The sequence below is a fragment of the Nonomuraea recticatena genome (assembly GCF_039533245.1).
Lineage (GTDB): Bacteria > Actinomycetota > Actinomycetes > Streptosporangiales > Streptosporangiaceae > Nonomuraea > Nonomuraea roseola.
The window spans coordinates 46,673-67,985 of sequence record NZ_BAAATE010000019.1 but is presented as its reverse complement, the minus strand read 5'-3'; the positions used below and the strand labels follow the sequence as shown (position 1 = coordinate 67,985).

The window sequence follows — 21,313 nt, the reverse complement described above, 5'->3', positions numbered from 1 at the left end:
CGAGCATCCGCTTGAGACCCCCTTGGTGCTGTCTTGACCTGCCCTTTCCTCAAGGTAGCCTCCCTCCTCACGAGTCCCGTCGTGCACGGAAGGGTTCCCCCGCAACTTCCATGACCCCAGAGACACAGAAGCTCATCAAGCTCCTGGAGAGCCATCTCGGCTACTCCGAGGGCAAGGGCGCGTACACCAAGTTCGGCGACTGGTACGGCAGGACGGTCGAGTTCGACGCCGACTACAGCGGCGCGCCGTGGTGCGACATGTTCCTGTCCTGGGCGGCGCACAAGCTGGGCTACGAGGAGTGGGTCGGGCAGTTCGCCTACACCGTCGCGCACGCGGAGTGGTTCAAGAAGAACGACGCCTGGGGGCACAAGCCGAAACCCGGCGCGCTGGTCTTCTATGACTGGGGCGGCTCCAACGACATCGACAACATCGACCACGTCGGGATCGTCACGAAGGTCGTCGGGGACACGATCTTCACGATCGAGGGCAACATCGACGGGGGCGTCGCCAAGCGCAAGGAGCGCGACCAGAGCAAGGTCGCCGGCTACGGGTACCCGGAGAAGATCAAGGAGCGGCTGGAGGCGGCGCGGCTGAAGGAGGCCGAGGTCGAGGGCTCGCTCCCGCCCGACACCGAGCAGGGCCAGGCCGACAGGCTCCAGTTGCCCGCCCCCGCCGAGACCACCGTCACCTCGCTCATCCCCTCCCGGATGCCGTCCGCGGAGCCGTCCTCGCCGACGATGGCGGCGGGCGCCGAGGACGCGGCCACACCCAAGGCCGCCACCGTGCCGAAGAGCACCTCCCCCTCCCCGAGCGCGTCCACGCCCCGCTCGCCCACGACCATCGCCACGGACAGGCCCGTCGCCAAGAAGGCCAAGCACGCCAAGCCCGCCACCGCCGACACCGAGGCCGCCACCCGCGAGCCCGTCACCGCCTTCAAGGACGCCTCGGCCTCGACCCCTGTGCCCGCCCTCGGCTCTCCCGCGCTGATCGGCCCGGTGCTGCTGGCCGCCCTCGGCGTGCTGGCCGTCGCCCGCACCCGCCAGCTGAGAGTACGGCTGTCGCCCGCCGCCGCTGCCGCCACGGCCTCGACGTCGCGCTCGGCGTCTGCTCTGGGATCGGCGTCGGCCTCGCGACCGGCGGTGGCGTCGGCGTCGTCGTCGGGCCGTCCCTCCCGGCAGCCTGGGCGCCGTCGCGCCTCGGGCCCCCGCCGCGGCAGGCCCGTGTCGGCCCGCCCTGCCGAGCACCCGGCGACCTCCCCTCTGACGGCCACGGCGCTGACCATCTCGGCCCCCGTCGCCCTCCCCGACCCCGTCACCACGACCGAGCCCACGCTCGCCTTCGCCGCGACGGCCGCCGATCACGCCATCGCCTCGACCGCCTCCGAAGCCTCAGCCGCCGCGACCGCCGCGGCCTCGACGACCGCCTCCGAGGCCGTGGGCGCCTTCGACGCGTCGCTCACCTCGGAGGCGGTGAGCTCCTTGGAGACGCCGACCACCTCCGAGGCCGTGAGCTCCTTGGAGACGCCGACCACCTCCGAGGCGACGGCCTTCGACGTCATGGCCGCCACCGGCACGAGGGCCGGATCCGGGTCGGGGCACGCTTCCGTGCGCGCCTCCGCTCTCGCGTCCGACCCCGCCGCGGCGCTCGCGGCCGGGCTGGAGACCTCGAGCGCGATCCTGGCGCAGCTGGAGGCGTTCTCGTCGGCACCGTTCGACGCGTTCTCGTCGGCGCAGCTCGACGCGTTCTCGTCCGCTCCCTTCGACGCGTTCGCCGAGGCGACCGCCCCGTCGGGCGACGGCTACAGGGGCAGGCGCAGACGCAGGGAGCACCTCGCGGAGGAGAGCGCCGCCTTCGCCTCCGACGCCCCGATCCGCGGACGCCGGCACCGCTCGCAGGCCCCTGCCCTGACCCGAGGCCAGGACACCCGAGCCCATCGCGCCACCTCCACGGGCTCCCCCGCCCGGCTCCCCCGGCCCGCGCGGCCCAGCCGCCCGACGCGTCCTGTCCGCCCCGAGCAGCCGGCCCGTGGCACGACGACGGCCCCCCACGCCGACGTCCTCGTCCACAGCGCCAGGACCACCGACACCCTCGTCCACAGCGCCGTCACAGGACCGCACGCGGACACCCTCGTCCACAGCGGCGCGCCGCGGGCGGTCGCCCTCCCCCGCGACAGCGCGACAGGCCGTCAGCGCGACAGCCTCGTCACCGGGCCGCACGCCGACCAACTGGTCCACAGCGGCGCCACCGACGGTTTCGGCCGCGGCGCCACGGACACCTTCTCCGCCGCCGTCCCTCTCCGTGGCCGCCGCCACAGGGACTCAGCCGAGTACCGTGACGCGGCTCCCGCGCCCCACCCGTTCCCCGCGCCCGAGACCGCCACCACCCCGCCGGCCCGCGTCCTTTCTCTGCAGGCTCCGCCGGACCAGATCCAGGCGCACGTTCCCGCGGCCTTCACCCCGCCGGCCCAGACGCCTCAGGTTCAGTCCGGCCGCCGGCAGGAGCCGGCGCTCGTGGGAGCCTCCGGCGGGTCTGGAGGCCGCAGCGGCAGAGGACGGGGAGGACGTCACCGCGCCTGACCCCGAACGACCCGGCCGGATACGATCTCGCGGTGACCGTCGTGCGCATCCCCGGCTCCAAGTCCGTCGGGATGCGGTCTCGGGATGCGGCCTCAGCCTGAGTGCCTCGCTGAAGGGCGCTCACGGTCTGGTGTGAGGCCGTAGTCCGCGGCGAAGGCGGTCAGCTTCGCGACCGCGTCGCTGGTGCTCTTCCACGGGCGGACGATCAACCGGTCGACGCCCAGCGCCTCCCACGCGGCGAGCTCCTCGGGCGAGGCCAGAGAAGAGGCGTGGACGGTCACCGAGAACCTGCGTCCGTCGCGCAGCGCCGCCAGCCGTTCGAGCTGCGGCCGCACCGACTCCAGCGTGTGCGGCATGCTGATCCAGCCGTCGCACAGCGTGGCCGCCCTCCGCAGCGCCGCGGCCGACTCGCCGCCCGCCAGGACGGGCAGCGTGTGCTGGATCGGCTTGGGCTCGAAGGCGACCTCTGGGAAGGAGAAGAAGCGGCCCGCGTGGGCGACCGTCTCCTCCGACCACAGCCGCTTGGCGACCGTGATCGCCTCGTCGAGGCGGGGGCCCCTGGTCGCGAAGTCGACGCCCGCCGCGTCCCACTCCCCCGAGTACCACCCCGCGCCCACACCACAGACGGCGCGCCCTCCCGACACGATGTCGAGGGTGGCGAAGGCGCGGGCGGAGACGAAGGGGTGCCTGAGCGCGAACAGGTGCACCGCCGTACCGAGCCTGACGCGGGAGGTGAGCCCCGCCAGCCAGCACAGGTAGGCGGGCGCGTCGAAGAGCGGGGTGTGCGGCCTGATGCCGGGTGTCGAGGTGCCCGGATAGGTGGCCAGCGACAGGTCGGTGGTGAAGACGAGATGCTCGGGGACCCACAGCGACTCGAAGCCGAGGGAGTCGGCGGCGACGGCGACGTCCTTCCACGCGGCGGGGTGGAGCAGGCCCAGGGGGACACCGAACCTCACGCTCCGAACACCGCCTCACGCACGCGGATCCTGTGCTCGGCGCTGGTGCCGTAGGCGGCGCCGAGCGACCAGGTCCTGGCCAGCCAGAAACGCAGGTCCAGCTCGCCGGTGTAGCCGATCGCGCCGTGCACCTGCAGCGCGGTGCGGGCGGCCAGCGAGGCGGCCTCTCCCGCGGCCGCCTTCGCCGCGCTGACGTCCCGGTCTGGCCGGGGGGCGTCCTGCGCGTCCACGGAGAGCGCGGCGCGGTGGACCAGCGGCGCGGCGAACTCCACCGCGATCGCCACGTCGGCGAGCTGGTGCTTGACCGCCTGGAAGGCCCCGATCGGCCGGCCGAACTGGGTGCGCGTCCTGGCGTACTCCACCGACCTGGCGAGCAGCTGCCTGGCCACCCCGACGAGCTGCGCCGCCGTGCCGACGGTCGCCCTTCTCAGCAGCGCCTCGGCAGAGCCGGGCAGGCGCTCGGGCTCGCCCGCCACCGTCACCCCGTACGGCTGCCGCCCTGGATCGAGCGCCCTGCGCGGCTCCGGCCGTACCGGCACGGCGGAGGGTCCCGTGACGTCCACGACCAGGTCGGCCAGGTCGGCGTCCAGCGCGACGCCGTCCACGAGCAGGCTCACGCGCGTCACTCCCTCCGGGGCGTACGGCGCGGCGACCAGCGTCTCCACGACGGGCCCCGGCATGGCGGCGCGTCCGGTCTCCTCGAGCGCGGGGACGACGTCGATCAGTGAGAGGCCCAGCCCGCCCGCCTCCTCCGGCGCGAGCGCCGCGAAGAAGCCGAGCTCGGCCAGCTCCTTCCAGCACGACAGGCGGTCGGAGGGGTCGCAGCGGTCGCGCAGCACCTCCCGCACGGCGGCGGCGAAGGCGAGCTGTTCGGAGGTGAAGGCGAAGTTCATCGGGGCAGCCCCAGGACGCGTTCGGCGATGATGTTGCGCTGGATCTCGTTCGTGCCCGCGTAGATCGGCCCAGCGAGCGAGAACAGATAGCCGTCGAACCACGGCGTCTCGGCCGCGCAGGGGCCGAGCAGGTCCATGGCGAGGGCGTGCATGCGCAGGTCGAGCTCGGACCAGAAGACCTTGCCCATGCTGGTGGTGGCTCCGAGCTCGCCCTTCACGGCGCCGAAGGTGTGCAGGCGGTAGGCCTCGGCGTCGACGAGGCATCGGGCCGCCCTGTCCTGCAGCGCGGGGTCGGCCGTCCGTGCCAGCGCGACCAGCCGCTCGGCCGTGGCGAGGAAGCGTCCGGGGCTGCGCAGCGTGAGGCCGCGCTCGGAGGAGGTGGTGGCCATGGCGATCTTCCAGCCCTGCCCCGGCTCTCCCAGGACCATGGCGTCGGGGACGAAGACGCCGTCGAAGAGCAGCTCGGCGAATCCTGGCGTGCCGTCCAGCTGAGCGATGGGCCTGACGGCGACGTCCTCCAGCGAGAAGAGGAAGTACGTGAGCCCGTGGTGCCGCGAGCCCGAGGTCCTGAACAGGCCGAAACCGTGCGAGGCGAAGGCGGCGCGGGAGCTCCAGGTCTTCCTGCCGTGCAGGAGCCAGCCGCCCTCCACCTTGACCGCGCGGGAGGAGAGAGCCGCCAGGTCGCTGCCGGCCTCGGGCTCGGACCACGCCTGCGCCCACACGTCCTCGGCCCTGGCCATCCTGCCCAGGAACGCGGCCTGCTGCGAGGGGGTGCCGAAGGTGAAGAGGGTGGGGGCGAGCAGGAAGATGCCGTTCTGGCTGACCCTGGCGGGAGCTCCCGAGGCCCAGTACTCCTCCTCGAAGATCAACCACTCGATCGGGGAGGCGGAGCGGCCGCCGTACTCCTCCGGCCACGAGAGCACCGACAGGCGGGCGTCGGCCAGCCGCGCCTCCCACGCGCGGTGCGCCTCGAAGCCCTCGCGGGTGTCCATGGACGGCAGCCGCGAGGGCACGTGGGCGGCCAGCCAGTCCCGAACCTCGGCGCGGAAGGCCTGTTCGGCCGGGGTGAAGTCGAGATCCACTCACCCAACCTAGCGCACGCTTGGTTACTTGAGAAGCTCGACGATCCGCTCGGCCAGCGGCCCGGCGCTCGCCGGGTTCTGCCCGGTGGCCAGGCGGCCGTCGACGACGACCTGGGGCTGCCAGTCGGCGGCGGGCTCGTGCGTCGCCCCCTTGCCCACCAGCGCGTCGGCCAGCAGGAACGGCACGATCTCGGCCACGCCCGCGGCCTTCTCCTCCGCGTTGGTGAAGGCGGCCACGCGCCTGCCCGCCACGAGCGGGACGCCGTCGGACAGGGTCAGGTTGACCAGCGCCGAAGGTCCGTGGCAGACGGCGGCCACCACGCCGCCGCTCTCGTAGACCTCGCGGCCGAGGCGCGCGACGTCGGGGTCGTCGGGGAAGTCCCACATGGTGCCGTGGCCACCGGCGTACAGCACCGCGTCGAAGGAGCGGCCCTCGAGGTCGGCCAGCCTGCCCGCCTCCCGCAGTTCGGCGGAGTCGAGGAAGGCGGTCTGCGTGCCGTCGGAGGGATCGAAGCCGTCCTGTGGCGGCTGCCCGCCCTTGACGCTGGCCACCACGACCTCGAAGCCCGCCTCACGGAAGACGTGCCACGGGTGGGCCGCCTCCGAGACGTAGTATCCGGTGCTCCGCACGCCGCCGAGGTCGTCATGGCTGGTCAGTGCGATCAGAATGCGCTTGCTCATGTCTCGATGATGCGTCGCGTCAGCCATCAGCCGCAAATAGTTTCAACGCCCCTCAGCCATCACAATTGTGATATGTCACTCTCGCTCGACCTGCTCAGGACGTTTCTCGCCGTGCACCGCACCGGCTCGATCACGGCCGCCGCGCAGACGCTCGGGTTGTCGCAGCCCGCGGTGACGGCGCAGGTCAGGGCGCTGGAGGCGGCGCTCGACCGGCCGCTGTTCGACCGGCTGCCGCGCGGCGTCGCGCCCACGGCGGCAGCCGACGAGCTGGCCAGGCGGGTGGCGGGCTCGCTCGACGCGCTGGCCGAGGTGGTCGGCGCCGAACTGCCGTCAGGACGGAGCGTGCACCTGGGCGGTCCTGCGGAGTTCCTCTGCGAGCAGGTCATGCCCGTGCTCGCGCCGCTGGTGGCCGACGGGCTGAGGCTGCGCACCACGTTCGGGCTGACCGACGACCTGCTGGCCGAACTGGCGGCCGGACGGCTCGACCTCGTGGTCGCCACGGTACGGCCGCGCCTGCGCGGCGTGCGCGCCGAGCCGCTCTACGACGAGGAGTTCGTGCTGGTGGCGGCGCCGGGCGTGACGATGGACGCGCCGGTCGTCGCCTACGCAGAGGACCTGCCGATCATCAGGCGCTACTGGCGGACCGTCTTCGGCCGCCGCGCGACGATGACCGCGGGGGCGATCGTGCCCGATCTGCGGGGGGTGCTGGCAGCCGTACGGGCGGGGGCGGGGATCTCCGTGCTGCCCGCCTACCTCTGCGCGGGCGACCTCGCTTCGGGCAGGCTGGTGGCGCTGGCCACGCCCGAGGTGCCGCCGCTCAACACCGGCTACCTCGCGGTCAGGGCGGGGGGGCTGGCGGTCCCCGCGGTCGCCACGGTGCACCGCCATCTCAGCGAGGAGTTCCGCAGGCGACTGGGGAGCGGTCCGCTAGCCGTTGAGCCGGTCGGCGAAGGCGTCGAGCTCGGCGGCCACCCCGGGCAGGACACGGCGCCTGGACAGGCGTGAGGCGATGGCCGTGCCGAGACCCGCCATCCAGACCGTGTCGTCGATGAAGGCGTCGAGATCATCGGGCCAGGGGAAGGACGGCTGGCTGATCAGCAGCGACGCGCAGCCGTGCGCGGCCGACCACAGGCCGAGGGCGAGCGTCTGCGGGTCGCCGCGCAGGGCGCCTGAGGCGACGCAGGCCGAGACCGCCTCCACGATGTAGCCGAAGCAGGCCGTCGCCGCCGAGCCCGACCCCTGCCGCATCATCAGCACCCGGTACTGCACGGGATGGTCGAGCGCGAATCTGACGTACACGTGCCCGCACCTGCCCAGGGCCCAGAACGGGTCGTCGATGCCCTGCGCGGCCTCGCGCATCCTGCGCTCGAGCTCGTCCCACGCGCGCAGGCAGACCGCCTCGATCAGCTGCTCCTTGTCGGCGAAGTGCAGGTAGACCGAGGGGGTGGACACGCCCGTACGGCCCGCGACCGCGCGCAGCGTCAGCGCCTCCTCGCTCCCCCGCTCCACCAGCAGCGCCTCTGCCGCCGCGAGGATCTCCTCCCGCAGCCGCGTCCCTTCGCCAGGATTGGCCCTCACCCGTTTCATGGGATCAGGTTGACACCGTCAGGTTAACGCCGTCAATCTGACCATATGACGACATTTCGGGATGCCACGGCGATCACCGCACGCGCGGACGGGGATTTCGACGCCACCCTGGACGAACAGTGGAGCGTGGGCGGCAGGGCGCACGGCGGCTACCTCCTCGCGATCATGGGCAGGGCGGCCGTCGAGAGCGCGGGCGCCGAGCACCCCCACCTGACCGCGGTCAGCGGCACCTTCCTGGCGCCTCCCGCCTTCGGCCCCGTGCGGGTCGCGGTCGAGACGCTGCGGCAGGGCCGCGCCCTCACCCAGGTGCGCGCCCGCCTCTCGCAGGACGGCGCGCCGCTCGTCGAGGCGCTCATCACCCTTGGCCGCCTGTCGGAGGGTGACCCGTGGTGGTCGGACACCGAGCCGGTGGAGCTGCCCGACGAGCAGGAGTGCTTCCTGACCCCCGCCGAGGCGCCGGGGGCCGGGTTCAGGGTGCCGCTCATGGACGTCGTCGAGCAGCGGCTCAACCCCGCCCACCTGGGCTTCGCCTTCGGCACCCCCGCGCGCGAGGGCGTCATCGCCGGCTGGCAGCGCCTGGCCGACGGCTCCGAGTGGGACCCGCTGTCGCTGCTCGTCGCGATCGACGCGGTGCCGCCGGTCTCCTACGACCTCGGCGCCCCAGGCTGGGCCCCGACCATCCAGCTGTCGGCCTACATCAGGCGACTGCCCGCCCCCGGCCCCGTCAGGGTGCGCGTGAAGGCGTCCGACGTCACCGGTGACCGCATGGACGAGACCGCCCACGCGTGGGACGCCAAGGGCCACCTCGTCGCCCAGGCCACGCAGCTGGCGGCGGTCCGCACGGCTCAAGCGTAGATCGCTCGAGTGATCACCACGGCGCAGGTCTCGATGGCCTGCGCCGACTGGTCCTCGGCCAGCACCGCGAACTTCATCCGTACCAGCGCCCTGGCCAGGCCGTCCTGCGGCGGCCCCTCGGGGGCGCGCCCCTCGGCCCGCTCCCTGCCGATCCTGGCCGCCGCCTGCCCGATGTAGCCCTCGACCACTCTCGACCTGAAGCCGGCGAACTCCTCGTCCTCGCCCAGCAGGGCGGGGCGCAGCAGGCTCCCGTGCTCGCGCCACAGCCGCGCGCTCACCCCGAGCGCCTTCCTCAGCGCGGCGGGATCGTCGCCCGCGCCGTCGAGCCAGCCCCTGGCCGCCTCCTCCATCTCCTGCGCGATCTCGTCCAGCAGCGCCTCGAGCACCGCGCTCTTGGAGTCGAAGTAGAAGTAGAAGCTCGAGCGCGAGATGCCCGCCCCCGCCGCCAGCCTGTCGACCGTGATCTGCCCCGGTGGCACGGACCGCAGCAGCTCCTTCGCCGTCTCGACGATGGCCCGCTCACGGCGGCCTCCCTTGGTCATCCCCCTGCGCCGGTTCATGACTCAACACTACGCCGGGAATAATCGACATAGCGTCGATTATTGTGATGAGTATGAACATCCTCTACACCGCCATCGCCACCGCCTCGGGCCGAGAGGGCCGCGCGGCCACCAACGACGGCAGGCTGGCCGTCACCCTCGCCCACCCCGTCGAGCTCGGCGGATCCGGCCAGGGCACCAACCCCGAGCAGCTGTTCGCCACCGGCTACGCCGCCTGCTTCGCCAGCGCCATGCAGAACGTGGGCCGCAGGATGAAGCTGGACGTCTCCGACGCCTCGGTCACGGCGGAGGTCGGCCTCGGCGGCATCGGCGAGGGCAGGTTCGGCCTGGAGGTGACGCTGCGGGTGGAGCTGCCCGACGAGCTCCAGGGCGAGGCGGGGCAGCGCCTCGTCGAGGCCACCCACCAGGTCTGCCCCTACTCCAACGCCACCAGGGGCAACATCGCGGTGAACCTGGTCATCGAGTAGCCCGGCGGTGGTCAGCCGAGGTAGGCCGCTCTGACGACAGGGTCGGCCCTGATCTCGGAGGGCGGTCCTGCGGCGATGACCTTGCCGAGGTCGAGGACGACGAGGTGGTCACAGGTGTCCATGACGAAGCCCATGTCGTGCTCCACCAGCAGCACCGTGGTCTCCAGCGCGGCGATGACCTCGCGCAGCCGTACCGTCTGGTCGGCGTCCAGGCCCGAGGTGGGCTCGTCGAGCAGGAGCAGCGAGGGGCGGTCGGCCAGCGCGCGGGCCAGCTCCACCAGCCGCCGCTGCCCCACGGGGAGCGCGGCGGCGTAGGCGTCGCGCAGCGGGAGCAGCCCGCACAGCTCCAGCACCTCGCTCACCCTCTCCCTGCGCGCGGCCTCCAGGCGGCGCCTGGCGGGCAGGGCGGTCAGGTCGGCGAGCAGGCCGCCTCCGCCGCCGCGCCACTCCAGGGCCGACAGCACGTTGTCGGCGACGGTGAGGCGGCCGAAGACCTGCGTGCGCTGGAAGGTACGGCGCAGCCCCGCCCGCGCCCGCCGTACGGGGGAGTCGCCCGTGACGTCGGCGCCGGCGACCAGCACCCGACCCGACCTGGGCCTGCGCAGCCCTGACACGACGTCGAACAGGGTGGTCTTGCCCGCGCCGTTCGGCCCGATCACCCCGCAGACCTGGCCCTCAGGCACGGCGAAGGAGACCTCCGACAGCGCCATGACCCCGCCGAAGGAGACGGAGACGCCCTCCACGGCCAGCGCGGTCATGACGAGACCCCCAGATAGGCGGCGGTCAGGCGGTCGGCGTCGACCTCGGAGCGGGGTCCCGTCCAGGTGATGCGGCCCAGCCGCATGAAGGCCACCCTGTCGGCGACGGCCAGCGCCTCCGTGGCCTTCTCCTCCACCAGCAGCAGCGCCACCCCTCGATGTCGCAGCTCGGCGAAGAGGGCGAAGATCTGCTCGACGACCAGCGGGGCCAGGCCGAGTGAGGGCTCGTCGGCGATCAGCACCCTGGGCGGCCTGACGAGCGCGGGCGCGAGCGTCAGCAGCTGCTGCTCACCGCCCGACAGCGCGCCCGCGAGCACCGTACGGCGGGCGGCCAGCTGCGGCAGCCTCTCGTAGACGGGATCGGGCGACTCCAGCCACGTCCGCAGGTTCTCCTCCACGGTCAGGCCGGGGAAGACGCCTCGCCCCTCGGGCGCCAGCAGCACTCCCGCGCGGGCGCGCCGGTGGGCGGGCCGGCCGGTGACGTCGTCACCGTCGAGCAGGATCGCGCCCGCGGTGACGGGCAGGTCCCCCGCGGCGACGGCGCAGGTGGTGGACTTGCCCGCCCCGTTGGCGCCGAGCAGCGCGACCACCTCTCCCGGGTGGATGGCCAGGTCGACGCCGCGCAGGACGGTCACGTCGCCGTATCCCGCGACGACGCCCTCGAGCCTGAGCACCGGCTCGGCCCTGCCGGCTTCGGCGAGGTTGTCAGGGACGGCGCCGAGGGCGGCGCGGCCCCGAGGAGAGAGCGCGTCGGTGGCCGGGGCCGAAGATGGGGCCGGGGACGAGGCCGGGGACGAGGCTGTGGCCTGGCGGCGGGCGCGGCGGCGGTGGCGGGCCTCGGCGAGCTGGGCGAGCACTCCGTCGGGATGCTTGGCCAGGATCATGCCGCCGGTGCCGAACAGGATCGCGCCGACGTGCGCGGAGACGCCCCATCCTGCCAGCAGCTCGGGGAAGACCGCGGCGATCAGCCCGCCCAGCACCGCCCCTCCGATCCTGCGCACCCCCTGCAGCACGACCACGGCCAGCCAGACGAACCCGGCGAAGGCGGGCAGGTCCGTCGCCGTGATCGACCCCTTCGACGTGGCGTACAGCACCCCGCCGAGCCCGGCGATCGCCGACGCCAGCGCGAACAGCATGATCTTCGTGCGTGGGCCCGAGACGCCCACGGTCGCCGCCGCGGCCGGGGCCGACCTGACGGCGAGGATCGCCCTGCCCGACACCGACCGCTCCAGGTTGCGCACCAGCAACCCGACCAGCCCGATCAGGACCAGCAACAGCACCACCCGCACGCGGGGGTCGGTCGTGTCTGCCACCCCGAAGGAGATCGCAGGCAGCGGCCAGCCGATGGTGCCGTTGCTGAAGGCGTCGACCTGGAAGAGCACCTGGTCGGCGAGGAGCGCGAGCGCCAGCGTGGCCAGGGTGAGGATCCGGCCGCCGAGCCGCAGCGCGGGCATCGCCACCAGCACGCCGACCGCCGCGGCCGCCAGCACGCCCACCAGGATCGCCACGGGCAGCGGCCACCCGGAGGCGAACGCCCAGCCGCACGTCAGCGCCGCCATCGCGGCGAAGGCGGCCTGCGCCAGGTTGACCATGCCGCCGATCCCCGTCACCACCACGAACGAGCAGAAGATCAGCGCGAGCACCAGCCCCTGCGCCACCACGCCCACGTAGAAGTCGTCGGCGGGCCGGGTGAAGGTCCAGACCAGCAGCGCCGTCAGCGAGACGAGCCAGGGCAGGCGGCGCCGCCACACCGGCAGGTCGGCCAGGTAGTCGGGGGGCGGCGCGTCCTCCGCCGCGCTGCCGGCCACCCGCTCCCTCGACCTGTTGAGCAGGACCAGCCCCGCGAACAGCAGGAGCACGGGCACCGCGGTGCGCAGCCCGGTGATCTCCGCGGCGAAGTCGGCGTAGCCCGCCACCAGGTTCTGCACGACCCCGAGCCCGAGCCCCGCCGCGAACGTCCAGGGGATCGAGCGCAGCCGCCCGAACACCGACGCCGTCGCCGAGGCGAACAGCAGCACGGTGAACGCCCCCGAGTCCAGGCCCACCACCGGGACGGCCAGCACTCCCGCGAGACCCGCGAGAGCCGAGCTGAGCGTCCAGGCCAGCGCGGAGCTCGCGTCGGCGTCGATGCCCCTGAGCGTGGCCAGCCTGCGCCTGTCGACCGAGGCCCGCATCCGCAGGCCGTACGGCGTGTGCCGCATGAACAGCCAGAGCCCCGCCGCCACGAGGATCGCGACGCAGAAGGTGATCACCTGGTCGGAGTCGAAGCCGAAGGCCACCTCGACCGCGGGGTAGGGCCCCACGCCGTGCGGCAGCGCCGTGGCGTCGGCAGGCGGCAGCCCGAAGGGCTCCTCCACCAGGTCGGCGATCAGCAGCCCGAGCGCGGGCAGCGCGATCGTCAGCCCGATGGTCGCCACGATCTGCGCGGTCTCTCCCGCATGGGCCAAGCCCCTGAACATCGCCCTGTGCAGGCCGTACCCGAGCAGGGGGGCGAAGCCCAGCACCGCGAGGAGCCCCGCGGCCCATCCAGGCCAGCCGAGACCCACGTTGAGCTCGAAGAAGACCAGCGCGGTCAGGAAGCCGACCGCGCCGTGGGCGAAGTTGAACACGCCCGTGGCCGCGTACGACAGGGTCAGGCCCGACGCCATCACCGCGAAGACGGCGCCGGTGACCAGCCCGCTGAGGATGTAGGCCAGCATCTACTTGAGCGGCACGTTGTCGAAGCACTTCATGCTCTTGGCCACCCGGTAGGCGCCGCCTTCGAGCTTGACCAGCGCCCCGCAGCCGTTGGGTTCGGCGTGGTCCTTGGGGTACTGGATCTTCCCGAACCCCGCGTTCTCGTAGAGGAAGGAGCCGTTGCCCGTGGCCAGGAACTTCTCGCGGGTCAGGTCGCGGCCCGTCTGCTCCAGCATCTTCAGGAAGATGTCCGCCGACCAGTAGCCGATCGCCAGGTGCTGGGTGAGCGTCGCGCCCGGGGAGACCTTCTCCACGTCCTGTCTGAGCTGGGCGATCTCGGGCGCGCTCGACTCGAAGGGCTCGAACATCGGCGCGGCGACGACGCCCTCGAGCGCCCTCGCCGTGGCGGGGTCCTTGAGTATGGCGGCGTCGTAGCTGGTCGCGTCGCTGAGCACGCCCTTGTAGCCGGCCTTCTTCAGCGCGGAGTAGAGGCCGACGTTGAACTTGGTGCCCGCGATGATCGACACGACGATGTCGGGGGGTGCTCCGCCGTCCGAGGTCATGATCTTGTTGACGTAGGGCAGCCAGTCGGCGGGCGGCGCGGCGCCCGGCAGCGCCGAGTTGAGCCCGACCAGCGTGAACCCCGCCGCCTGGAAGGACTGCGAGATGGTCTTGCCTCCGTACTTGCTGCCGCTGGAGTCGGAGGTCTGCACGTAGACGGTCTTGCCGCTCGCGCCGCCGAGCAGGTCGGCCATCTGGTTGCCCCACCAGGTCTGCGAGCCCGCGCCCGGCTTGGGCGCCAGGCAGCCGTTGTAGCCGAAGCCGGTTCTGGTGCCGCACCACTGCGGGCCCGTCGCCCAGCCGAACCACGGCACGCCCTGCTGCTCGAGGAAGACCGCGCCGCCGAAGTTGGGGGCGTGCACGGGGACCAGCGCGAACACCTTGTCCTTCTGGACCAGCTTCTTGGCCGCGGCGTCGCCCTTGGCGGCGTCCTGGGTGTCGTCCTCCGCCCCGACGAACTCGATCTTCCTGCCGTGCACGCCGCCCGCCGCGTTGGCTCTTTCGAACCTGGCCCTGGCGCCGAGCTCGGCGTCCTTGGTGGAGTAGCCGCTCGCGCTGGTCTTGGTGAGGACCCCGCCCACCTTGACCGTCGTGTCGGTCACCCCTGGCGTCTGCGCGCCCGGAGCCGTCTTCTGCTGCGCCGCGCACCCCGCGAGCGCCACCACCGCCGCCAGCACCACGAGTTCTCGCCGCAACCCAGCCTCCGCCTTTTGGCCTAGCGCTCGCTTGGTTTTGCGTCAGCGTAGGTTCGGGCCGCGGGGGTGTCAACGCTTCTCTACCAAGCATTTGCTTGCTAGCGTGTGGCGCATGCTGATGCGCGCCGCCGTCCTCACCGGATTCCGCGAGCCGATGGAGATCCGCGAGGTCGAGATCGCCGACCCGGGGCCGGGCGAGGTGCGGGTGCGGATCAAGGCGTCGGGGGTGTGCGGGTCCGACCTGAAGGCCATCGACGGCAAGAGCCCCGTCGTACGGCAGCTGCCGTACATCCTGGGGCACGAGAGCGCGGGCGTCGTCGAGAGCGTCGGCGAGGGCGTGACAGGAGTCGGGCCCGGCGACCACGTCATCATCGCGATGAGCGGCGCCTGCGGCAGGTGCCGCCAGTGCGGCGCCGGCCGTTTCCACCTGTGCTCGGGCCCCGCGAGGATGACCGCGATCATGGGAGGCGCGCCGCGCGTCACGCTCGAGGGGCAGGAGACCCGCAGGTTCATCGGCATCGGTTCCTTCGCCGAGTACGCGCTCGTCAGCGAGGCGATGTGCGTCAAGATCGCCATCGACGCGCCCTTCGACGCCATGTGCCTGCTGGCCTGCGGCGTCGTCACCGGTGTGGGCGCGGTGCTGAACGTCGCCCGCGTGAGCCCCGGCTCCAGTGTGCTCGTCGTGGGCTGCGGCGGCGTCGGGCTCAACGTCGTCCAGGGAGCGGTGCTGGCGGGCGCTACCACGATCATCGCCGCCGATGTCGCCGAACAGAAGCTCAAGCTCGCCTCCCGCTTCGGCGCCACCCACACCCTGCTCGCGGGCGACCTGCCCGCACAGGTCGGCGAGATCACGCGCGGCGGCGTCGACTACGCCTTCGACGCCACGGGGGTGGCCGGCGTCCTCGGCCAGGCCTTCGCCGCCACCCAGCCGGGCGGCACCACGGTCATGGTCGGCAGCCCGCCCTCGGGCGCTGCCCTGACCATCGAGCCGGGGCTGCTCTTCGCCTCCCGCAGGCTCATGGGGACCCAGGGCGGCGACGCCGCTCCCCTGCGCGACCTGCCGATGCTCGCGGCGCAGTACCTGCGGGGCCGCCTCGACCTCGACGGCCTGGTCACCGAGCGGCTGCCGCTGTCCGACGTCAACCAGGCCGTCGCCCACGTGCGCGAGGGCTCCGTCGCGCGCACGGTGATCGTCTTCTAGCCACCGGCGGAAACGTCTCCCCACCTGCGTCCTGTACGTCCGTACAGAGCCCTACGATGGGCACACTGGATGTGCAAGCCTCTGGTGGAAAGAGACGATGACCACACTCGAGCAGGGTCACGACACCCGCACGCGCATCCTCGCGGCGGCCAGGAAGCTGTTCGCCGAGCGCGGGTACGCCGCGACCTCGCTGGCCGACATCGCCGCCGCCGTCGGGCTCACCAAGACGGCCGTCGCCTACCACTTCCACCCCAAGGACCGGCTGGCCGCCGAGCTGATCGCGCCGTGCGCCGACGACATGCTCGACCTGCTGGGCGCGCAGTTCCCCGACCGGGCGGCGTTCGTGACGGCGCTGGTGGAGTTCACCGTACGGCACCGCGCGGTGACCAGGCTGGTCATGGAGGATCTCGGCGGCGCCGACGAGGCCCCTCCAGGATCGCCAGGCGAGGCGATCAGGACCTTCCGCGACGAGATCTTCGCCAAGCTCGTCGGGGCCGAGCCGTCGGCGCAGGACCGGTTGCGCGGGTGGGCGGTGCTCGGCGCGCTCCAGTGGGGCGTCGTCCACACGATGGACCTGCCCGAGGAGACCGTCCGCGACACCCTGACCACCGCCGCCCTCGCCATCTGACCCGCCCGAGGCCGGCCGGTTCCCGATCCGCGCCTCCCTCGCCGGCCGTCCCACCGTGCGCGCGCGCCCATGGCCGGACTTCCTGCGGTGACCTCCGCCGCCGCGCCGCAGGGGAGGCCGATGTCACCTCCCCTCATGTCACAGCTCACCGGGCTATTCCGTCGTAGGTGTGTAAGCACCTAGGAACCGCGGAGGAGTCCACCATGGTGGAACCCACGATCGCGCTGGTGACGGGGGCACACGACGTGTCCGCTTCCCAGCCCCTGACTGACGCCCCATGTCGCCGCCACGTGTCGTGATCGTCGGAGCCGGCCTCGCCGGATATCACGCCGCCTCCGCTCTCTCCCGCCGCATGCGGGGCAGGGCCGAGGTGGTGCTGGTGAACCCGACCGGCTTCACGCTCTACCTGCCCCTGCTGCTCGACGTGGCGGCAGGGAAGCTCGATCCGAGCCGGGTCACGGTCCCGCTCGCCAGAGCGCTGCCCGACGTCCGGGTCGTCCTCGGCACCGTCGACCGCATCGACACCGGCTCCCGGCGCGTCCACTATGTCGACGCCGACCAAGCCGCGGGCCTGCTCGCCTACGACCGGCTCATCGTCACCGTCGGCGGCGTCACCAAGGTCCGGCCGGTCTCGGCGGTCTCGGCGCACAGCTTCGGCTTCCACGACATCGCCGAGGCCCTCCACCTGCGCGACCACATCGAGCGCCAGCTCTACCTGGCCGCCACCAGCGACAACCCCACCGAACGCGCCGCCCGCCGCACGTTCGTCGTGCTCGGCGCGGGGCACACCGGCACGGAGCTGGCCGCTGCCGGGCAGCTCATGTCCAGGGAGATCGCACGCGGTCACCCCTGGCTGCGAGAACAGCCGATCCGCTGGATCCTGGCCGAGCCGGCCGAGCGGCTGCTGCCCGACATGCATCCCCGCCTGTCCGAAACCGCGACGCGAGTGCTGCGGCGACGCGGCGTGGACGTGCGGACTCGGACCTCGGTTGGACAGGTCACCTCCGGAGGGCTGCGGCTGTCCGACGGCGAGTTCGTCCCCACGCGGACGATCGTCTGGAGCTTCGGAGTTCGCCCCGATCCCCTGATCAACGGCCTCCGGCTGGCGGTCGAGCAGGGGCGGATCAGGGTCGATGAGTACCTCTCCGTGCCCGGTCATCCCGAGATCTACGTCTGCGGGGACGCCGCAGCCGTCCCCGACCTCACCCGGCCCGGCAAGATCACCCCGATGAGCGGACGGCACGCCGTACGCCAGGGCAGGCTGGCAGGCCGCAACGTCGCCGCCTCCCTCGGATCGGGCAGGCGCGAGCCGTACCGGCACGGCAACCGCGGCGCCACCGTGGACCTGGGCGGCTGGCAGGCGGCGGCCGACCCGCTGGGCATCCCGTTCTCCGGCATCGCGGCCAAGGCGGCGACCCGCGCCTGCCGCCTGTTCACCGTCCCGGCCAACCGCATGGCGATCGTCAACGACTGGCTGGCCGACGCGCTGCTGCCGGGCCGGCGCACCCCGCGCCACCGGGCTCCCGTGTCGATGACGCCACTGAATCTCACCCAGGAGAAACGATGAAGGCAAGTGGGCTGGCCAAGGCCCTGGACGAGCGGGTCGGCGGCGGGGCCTGGCTGAACAAGGCGATGCGGAAGGTCTTCCCCGATCACTGGACTTTCCTGCTCGGCGAGATCGCCCTGTACGCCTTCGTCATCGTCTTGCTGACCGGCGTCTTCCTCACCTTCTTCTTCAAGCCGAGCATGACCGAGGTGGTCTACGACGGCTCCTACGTGCCGCTGCGCGGGGTCGCCATGAGCGAGGCCTACGCCTCGAGCCTGGAGATCAGCTTCGACGTGCGCGGCGGGCTGCTGATGCGCCAGCTGCACCACTGGTCCACGTTGGTCTTCCTGGCCGCGATCTGTGTCCACATGCTGCGCAACTTCTTCACCGGCGCCTTCCGTAAGCCGCGCGACCTGAACTGGCTGATCGGTGTCCTGCTGTTCACGCTGGTGCTGCTCAACGGGCTGTTCGGCTACTCGCTCCCCGATGACGCGCTGTCGGGCGCGGGGCTGCGCATCCTGCACGCGGTCATCCTGTCGATCCCACTGGTCGGCACCCACACCGCGATGTTCCTGTTCGGCGGCGAGTATCCGAGCGACGACATCATCTCGCGCCTGTTCAGCATCCACACGCTGCTGATCCCCGGCCTGCTGCTGGCGCTCATCCCGTTGCACGCGGTGGTGCTGACCTGGCGGCAGACGCACACGCAGTTCAGGGCGAAGGGCCTGTCGAACCGGGTGGTCAGGGGGGCGCCGTTCTTCCCCGCCTTCCTGGCGAAGACGACGGCGTTCTTCCTGTTCACGTTCGCGGTCGTCTCCCTGCTGGCCACGCTGTTCCAGATCAACCCCATCTGGCTGTACGGCCCTGCCCGTCCCAGCGTGGTCAGTTCAGGCTCGCAGCCCGACTGGTACATGGGCTTCCTGGAGGGCGCGCTGCGCATCATGCCCGGCTGGGAGATGACCGTCTTCGGGCACACGCTGACGCTCAGCCTCATCATCCCCGCGCTGATCGCGCCCGGCCTGCTGTTCACCGGCCTCGCCGTGTACCCGATGCTGGAGCGCCGCTTCACCAGGGACACCCGTGTGCACAACCTGCTCGACCGGCCACGTGACGTACCCTGGCGCACCGGCCTCGGCGTCGCCGGCATCGTGTACTACGGCATCCTGTGGGCGGCCGGCGGCAACGACGTCCTGGCCACCGCCTTCGGCGTCTCGCTGTACGCCACCACCTGGTTCTTCCGCGTCGCGATCTTCGCGGGTCCGGTGCTGGGCTATCTGATCACCTACCGGATCTGCCTGGGCCTCCAGGACCGCGACCGGCACACCGTCACGCACGGGGTGGAGACCGGCGTCATCGTCCGCGGCGCGGACGGCGGCTATGCCGAGATCGACCGTCCCGTCACCGAGGAGGAAGCCGCACTGCTGCTCGCTCCTGGCGCCGTCGAACCCCGTGAACTGGAACGCCGCCCATGACCGCCCGCGAACTGCTGATCAGTTCTCGGGCGGGCTCTCCTCGTCGGTCGGCGTCGGCCTCGGGGTGGGTTCGGCGCCCGCGGGCGGTTCGGCGCTGTCGGGAGGCAGGGTCGGTTCGGAGGGGTCGGGGAAGGACTGGCCTGCCACCCCCACCGTGATCACCACCGTCCGTCCAGGCGTGGCGCACGTTCCCGGCGACACGCTCTGTCCCAGGACGGAGTTCACGACGTCGGGGTCGTCCACGATCTGCGCCTTCTGCCGTACCGCGAAGCCCGCCGCCTTCAGCGAACCCCGCGCCTCGGCGCGGGAGAGCCCCACGACCGGCGGCACCCGTGCGCCCTGCTGGGCGACCAGCAGCGACACCGTCCTGCCCGGCGCGAGTCTGGCGCCCGCCCCCGGCTTGCTGCTGATCACCTGGCCGCCGGGCAGCTCGGAGCAGCTCTGCGTGATCTTCCCCGTCCTCAGCCCCGCGGCGGCCAGCGCGGACGAGGCGGCCTCACGGGTGAGCCCGGCCAGCGCCGGCACCCTCGGACCCGCCGCCACCTCCAGGTCGACGCGGGTGCCTCTGGCGACCCTGGTCCCGCCCCCCGGCGTGCTCCCGAGCACCTCACCCGGCGAACGCGCCGAGTCGCGCTCGGACACCGACCCCACCACGAGCCCCGCGTCCTTGATCGCGCGGACGGCGGCGGAACGATCCATGCCCACGAGTGAGGGCACGGAGTAGGTCACGGGAACGACGGACGGCGGAGGGGAGGGCTGGCGCTCGATCGAGGTGGGGGTGTCCTTGATCTTGCCGGAGCCCTGCTGACCCGGCGGCGACGCGGCGGCCGAGGAGGTCACCCGCGTGGGCTCGGCGACGGACACGGGAGGCGCCTCGCTGCTCTGGAGCGCGGGCACCAGCACCGCCACCAGCACCGCGGCGCTGACCAGCAGCGCGCCGGACACGGCCAGCGACGCCCTGTTCGCGGCGGGCCCCACCCATCTGCCGGGGTGCGTGGCCTCGGGCGTCCGCCCGTCTCCCCCCGGCCACGAGGGGTGCCCCCCGTCGTCGCCAGGCACCCGTGGCCACGGCACGACCGAGCCCCTCGGATCGCTCCGGACGGCGGGCGAGCCCGAACCGCGCGCCGATCGCGAGGCCCTGGCCTGCGACGCGCCCGACCGCACCCTGCCGCGCGACTCGGGCAGCAGGTAGCCCTCCGCCGCCCCCGTCGCCTCCGGCTCGGCCAGCGGGTAGGGATCGACCCTGAGGATGTGCGGCGGAGGCGAGCGCAGCACCTCCGCCGGAACCTCGTCACCGGCCCCCAGCAGCGCGAGCAGCAACTCCCTGCTGGTCGGCCGGTTGCGCGGGTCCTTGTCGAGGCAGTGCTCGACAAGGGCGCCGAGCCGCCCGTCGAGACGGCCGAGTTCGGGCTCCGCGGTCAGGATGCGGTGCAGCACCGGCGCCACCGAGTCCTGCCCGAACGGCGCGGAGGCGTTGGCCGCGAAGCACATGGTGGCGCCCCAGGAGAACACGTCCACCGCGCCGGTTATCGCTGAGGCGGTGATCTGCTCGGGCGCCATGTAGGCCGGCGTCCCCACGCCCCTGCCGCTGACGGTGGCCGCCGCGTCCAGCGCCTTGGCCAGGCCGAAGTCGATCACGCGAGGCCCGTCGGGGCCGAGCAGCACGTTCTGCGGCTTGAAGTCGCGGTGCACGATCCCGGCCCTGTGGATGGCGGCCAGCGCGGTCGCGGTGCCGACGGCCAGCCGTTCGAGGGCGCCGCCGCTGCGCGGCCCCGCCAGCGCCACCTCCCTGCTCAGAGAGGGGCCGTCGACGTACTCGCTGACGATGTACGGCCTGCCGTCGTCGAACCCCGCGTCCACCACCTGCGCGGTGCAGAACCTGGCGACGTGCTTGGCCAGCTCGACCTCACGCAGGAAAGCCGCCTGCTCGTCCCCCACAGGCCCGTGAAGCAACTTGACCGCGAACGATTCTTCCCCCAGAGTGCCCAAGTAGACGACGCCCTGACCGCCCTCCCCCAGGCGTCCGGACAGCTCGTAGTCTCCCAGTCTCTTCGGGTCCCCCATCTTGAGCGGTACAGGCACGGGCGCCTCCCCTCGCTGCCACCCGTCACCTCTCTAC

18 protein-coding genes are annotated in these 21,313 nt (G+C 72.6%); 8 read left to right on the top strand and 10 right to left on the bottom strand.

The genetic code is table 11. The annotated features are described in order from the left end of the window. The first annotated feature begins 110 nt into the window (after nt 1-110). A complete protein-coding gene (locus tag ABFX50_RS30590; RefSeq protein ID WP_346151133.1) occupies nt 111-2,576 on the top strand; it encodes a CHAP domain-containing protein in 2,466 nt (821 codons plus the stop codon). A gap of 92 nt (nt 2,577-2,668) precedes the next feature. Here the strand turns inward: ABFX50_RS30590 and ABFX50_RS30585 are convergent, their stop codons facing one another. The 4 genes from ABFX50_RS30585 to ABFX50_RS30570 are packed head-to-tail and all read right to left on the bottom strand — an operon-like array spanning nt 2,669 to nt 6,188. Next, a complete protein-coding gene (locus ABFX50_RS30585) occupies nt 2,669-3,532 on the bottom strand; it encodes a TIGR03619 family F420-dependent LLM class oxidoreductase (RefSeq protein ID WP_346151131.1) in 864 nt (287 codons plus the stop codon). Continuing rightward, nucleotides 3,529-4,425 (bottom strand): acyl-CoA dehydrogenase family protein, encoded by an 897-nt coding sequence (locus ABFX50_RS30580; protein WP_346151129.1) that lies wholly within the window; start codon nt 4,423-4,425, stop codon nt 3,529-3,531. The genes ABFX50_RS30585 and ABFX50_RS30580 overlap by 4 nt, the downstream gene beginning before the upstream one ends. Then, a complete protein-coding gene (locus ABFX50_RS30575; protein WP_346151127.1) occupies nt 4,422-5,507 on the bottom strand; it encodes an acyl-CoA dehydrogenase family protein in 1,086 nt (361 codons plus the stop codon). Before ABFX50_RS30575 ends, ABFX50_RS30580 begins: the two co-directional genes overlap by 4 nt. A gap of 24 nt (nt 5,508-5,531) precedes the next feature. Next, on the bottom strand, nt 5,532-6,188 hold the full coding sequence (locus tag ABFX50_RS30570; protein ID WP_346151125.1) for a type 1 glutamine amidotransferase domain-containing protein: 657 nt from the start codon (nt 6,186-6,188) through the stop codon (nt 5,532-5,534). Between the two features lie 72 nt (nt 6,189-6,260). Here ABFX50_RS30570 and ABFX50_RS30565 point away from each other — a divergent pair, with 72 nt between their 5' ends. Then, nucleotides 6,261-7,193: a LysR family transcriptional regulator gene (locus ABFX50_RS30565; RefSeq protein WP_346151123.1), complete on the top strand. Its 933-nt coding sequence runs from the start codon at nt 6,261-6,263 to the stop codon at nt 7,191-7,193. Here the strand turns inward: ABFX50_RS30565 and ABFX50_RS30560 are convergent. Next, complete coding sequence (locus ABFX50_RS30560; protein WP_346151121.1) at nt 7,116-7,775, bottom strand: TetR/AcrR family transcriptional regulator; 660 nt, start codon at nt 7,773-7,775, stop codon at nt 7,116-7,118. The two genes, ABFX50_RS30565 and ABFX50_RS30560, sit on opposite strands and share 78 nt — an antisense overlap. Nucleotides 7,776-7,820: 45 nt before the next feature. On the opposite strand from ABFX50_RS30560, the gene ABFX50_RS30555 reads away from it, so the two are divergent. Next, nucleotides 7,821-8,630 carry a thioesterase family protein gene (locus tag ABFX50_RS30555; RefSeq protein WP_346151119.1) on the top strand — a complete coding sequence of 270 codons (810 nt, stop codon included), beginning with the start codon at nt 7,821-7,823 and terminating at the stop codon, nt 8,628-8,630. Here ABFX50_RS30555 and ABFX50_RS30550 read toward each other — a convergent pair. Then, the gene (locus ABFX50_RS30550; protein ID WP_346151117.1) at nt 8,621-9,190 is read right to left on the bottom strand and encodes a TetR/AcrR family transcriptional regulator; all 570 of its coding nucleotides are present in this window, start codon (nt 9,188-9,190) and stop codon (nt 8,621-8,623) included. The genes ABFX50_RS30555 and ABFX50_RS30550 overlap by 10 nt on opposite strands. Before the next feature lie 47 nt (nt 9,191-9,237). Between ABFX50_RS30550 and ABFX50_RS30545 the strand changes: the two genes are divergently transcribed. Next, nucleotides 9,238-9,657, top strand: a complete 420-nt coding sequence (locus ABFX50_RS30545) for an organic hydroperoxide resistance protein (protein WP_346125277.1) — start codon at nt 9,238-9,240, stop codon at nt 9,655-9,657. A gap of 11 nt (nt 9,658-9,668) precedes the next feature. Here the strand turns inward: ABFX50_RS30545 and ABFX50_RS30540 are convergent, their stop codons facing one another. Genes ABFX50_RS30540 through ABFX50_RS30530 form a run of 3 tightly spaced genes read right to left on the bottom strand, consistent with a single transcriptional unit; the run spans nt 9,669 to nt 14,347 of the window. After that, nucleotides 9,669-10,415 (bottom strand): ABC transporter ATP-binding protein, encoded by a 747-nt coding sequence (locus tag ABFX50_RS30540; RefSeq protein WP_346151114.1) that lies wholly within the window; start codon nt 10,413-10,415, stop codon nt 9,669-9,671. Continuing rightward, nucleotides 10,412-13,114, bottom strand: a complete 2,703-nt coding sequence (locus ABFX50_RS30535; RefSeq protein ID WP_346151112.1) for an ABC transporter permease subunit — start codon at nt 13,112-13,114, stop codon at nt 10,412-10,414. Before ABFX50_RS30535 ends, ABFX50_RS30540 begins: the two co-directional genes overlap by 4 nt. Further along, complete coding sequence (locus ABFX50_RS30530; RefSeq protein ID WP_346151110.1) at nt 13,115-14,347, bottom strand: ABC transporter substrate-binding protein; 1,233 nt, start codon at nt 14,345-14,347, stop codon at nt 13,115-13,117. A 112-nt stretch (nt 14,348-14,459) separates the two neighbouring features. Here ABFX50_RS30530 and ABFX50_RS30525 point away from each other — a divergent pair, with 112 nt between their 5' ends. From ABFX50_RS30525 to qcrB, 4 genes are all read left to right on the top strand, one after another. After that, on the top strand, nt 14,460-15,548 hold the full coding sequence (locus ABFX50_RS30525) for an alcohol dehydrogenase catalytic domain-containing protein (protein WP_346151108.1): 1,089 nt from the start codon (nt 14,460-14,462) through the stop codon (nt 15,546-15,548). 97 nt (nt 15,549-15,645) lie between these two features. Then, nucleotides 15,646-16,176 carry a TetR/AcrR family transcriptional regulator gene (locus ABFX50_RS30520; protein WP_346151106.1) on the top strand — a complete coding sequence of 177 codons (531 nt, stop codon included), beginning with the start codon at nt 15,646-15,648 and terminating at the stop codon, nt 16,174-16,176. A 277-nt stretch (nt 16,177-16,453) separates the two neighbouring features. Beyond that, nucleotides 16,454-17,743: an NAD(P)/FAD-dependent oxidoreductase gene (locus ABFX50_RS30515; RefSeq protein WP_346151104.1), complete on the top strand. Its 1,290-nt coding sequence runs from the start codon at nt 16,454-16,456 to the stop codon at nt 17,741-17,743. After that, nucleotides 17,740-19,194, top strand: a complete 1,455-nt coding sequence (gene qcrB / locus ABFX50_RS30510; protein WP_346151102.1) for a cytochrome bc1 complex cytochrome b subunit — start codon at nt 17,740-17,742, stop codon at nt 19,192-19,194. The genes ABFX50_RS30515 and qcrB overlap by 4 nt, the downstream gene beginning before the upstream one ends. 18 nt (nt 19,195-19,212) lie before the next feature. Here qcrB and ABFX50_RS30505 read toward each other — a convergent pair whose 3' ends face one another. Beyond that, complete coding sequence (locus ABFX50_RS30505; RefSeq protein ID WP_346151100.1) at nt 19,213-21,276, bottom strand: protein kinase domain-containing protein; 2,064 nt, start codon at nt 21,274-21,276, stop codon at nt 19,213-19,215. Nucleotides 21,277-21,313 lie beyond the last annotated feature (37 nt).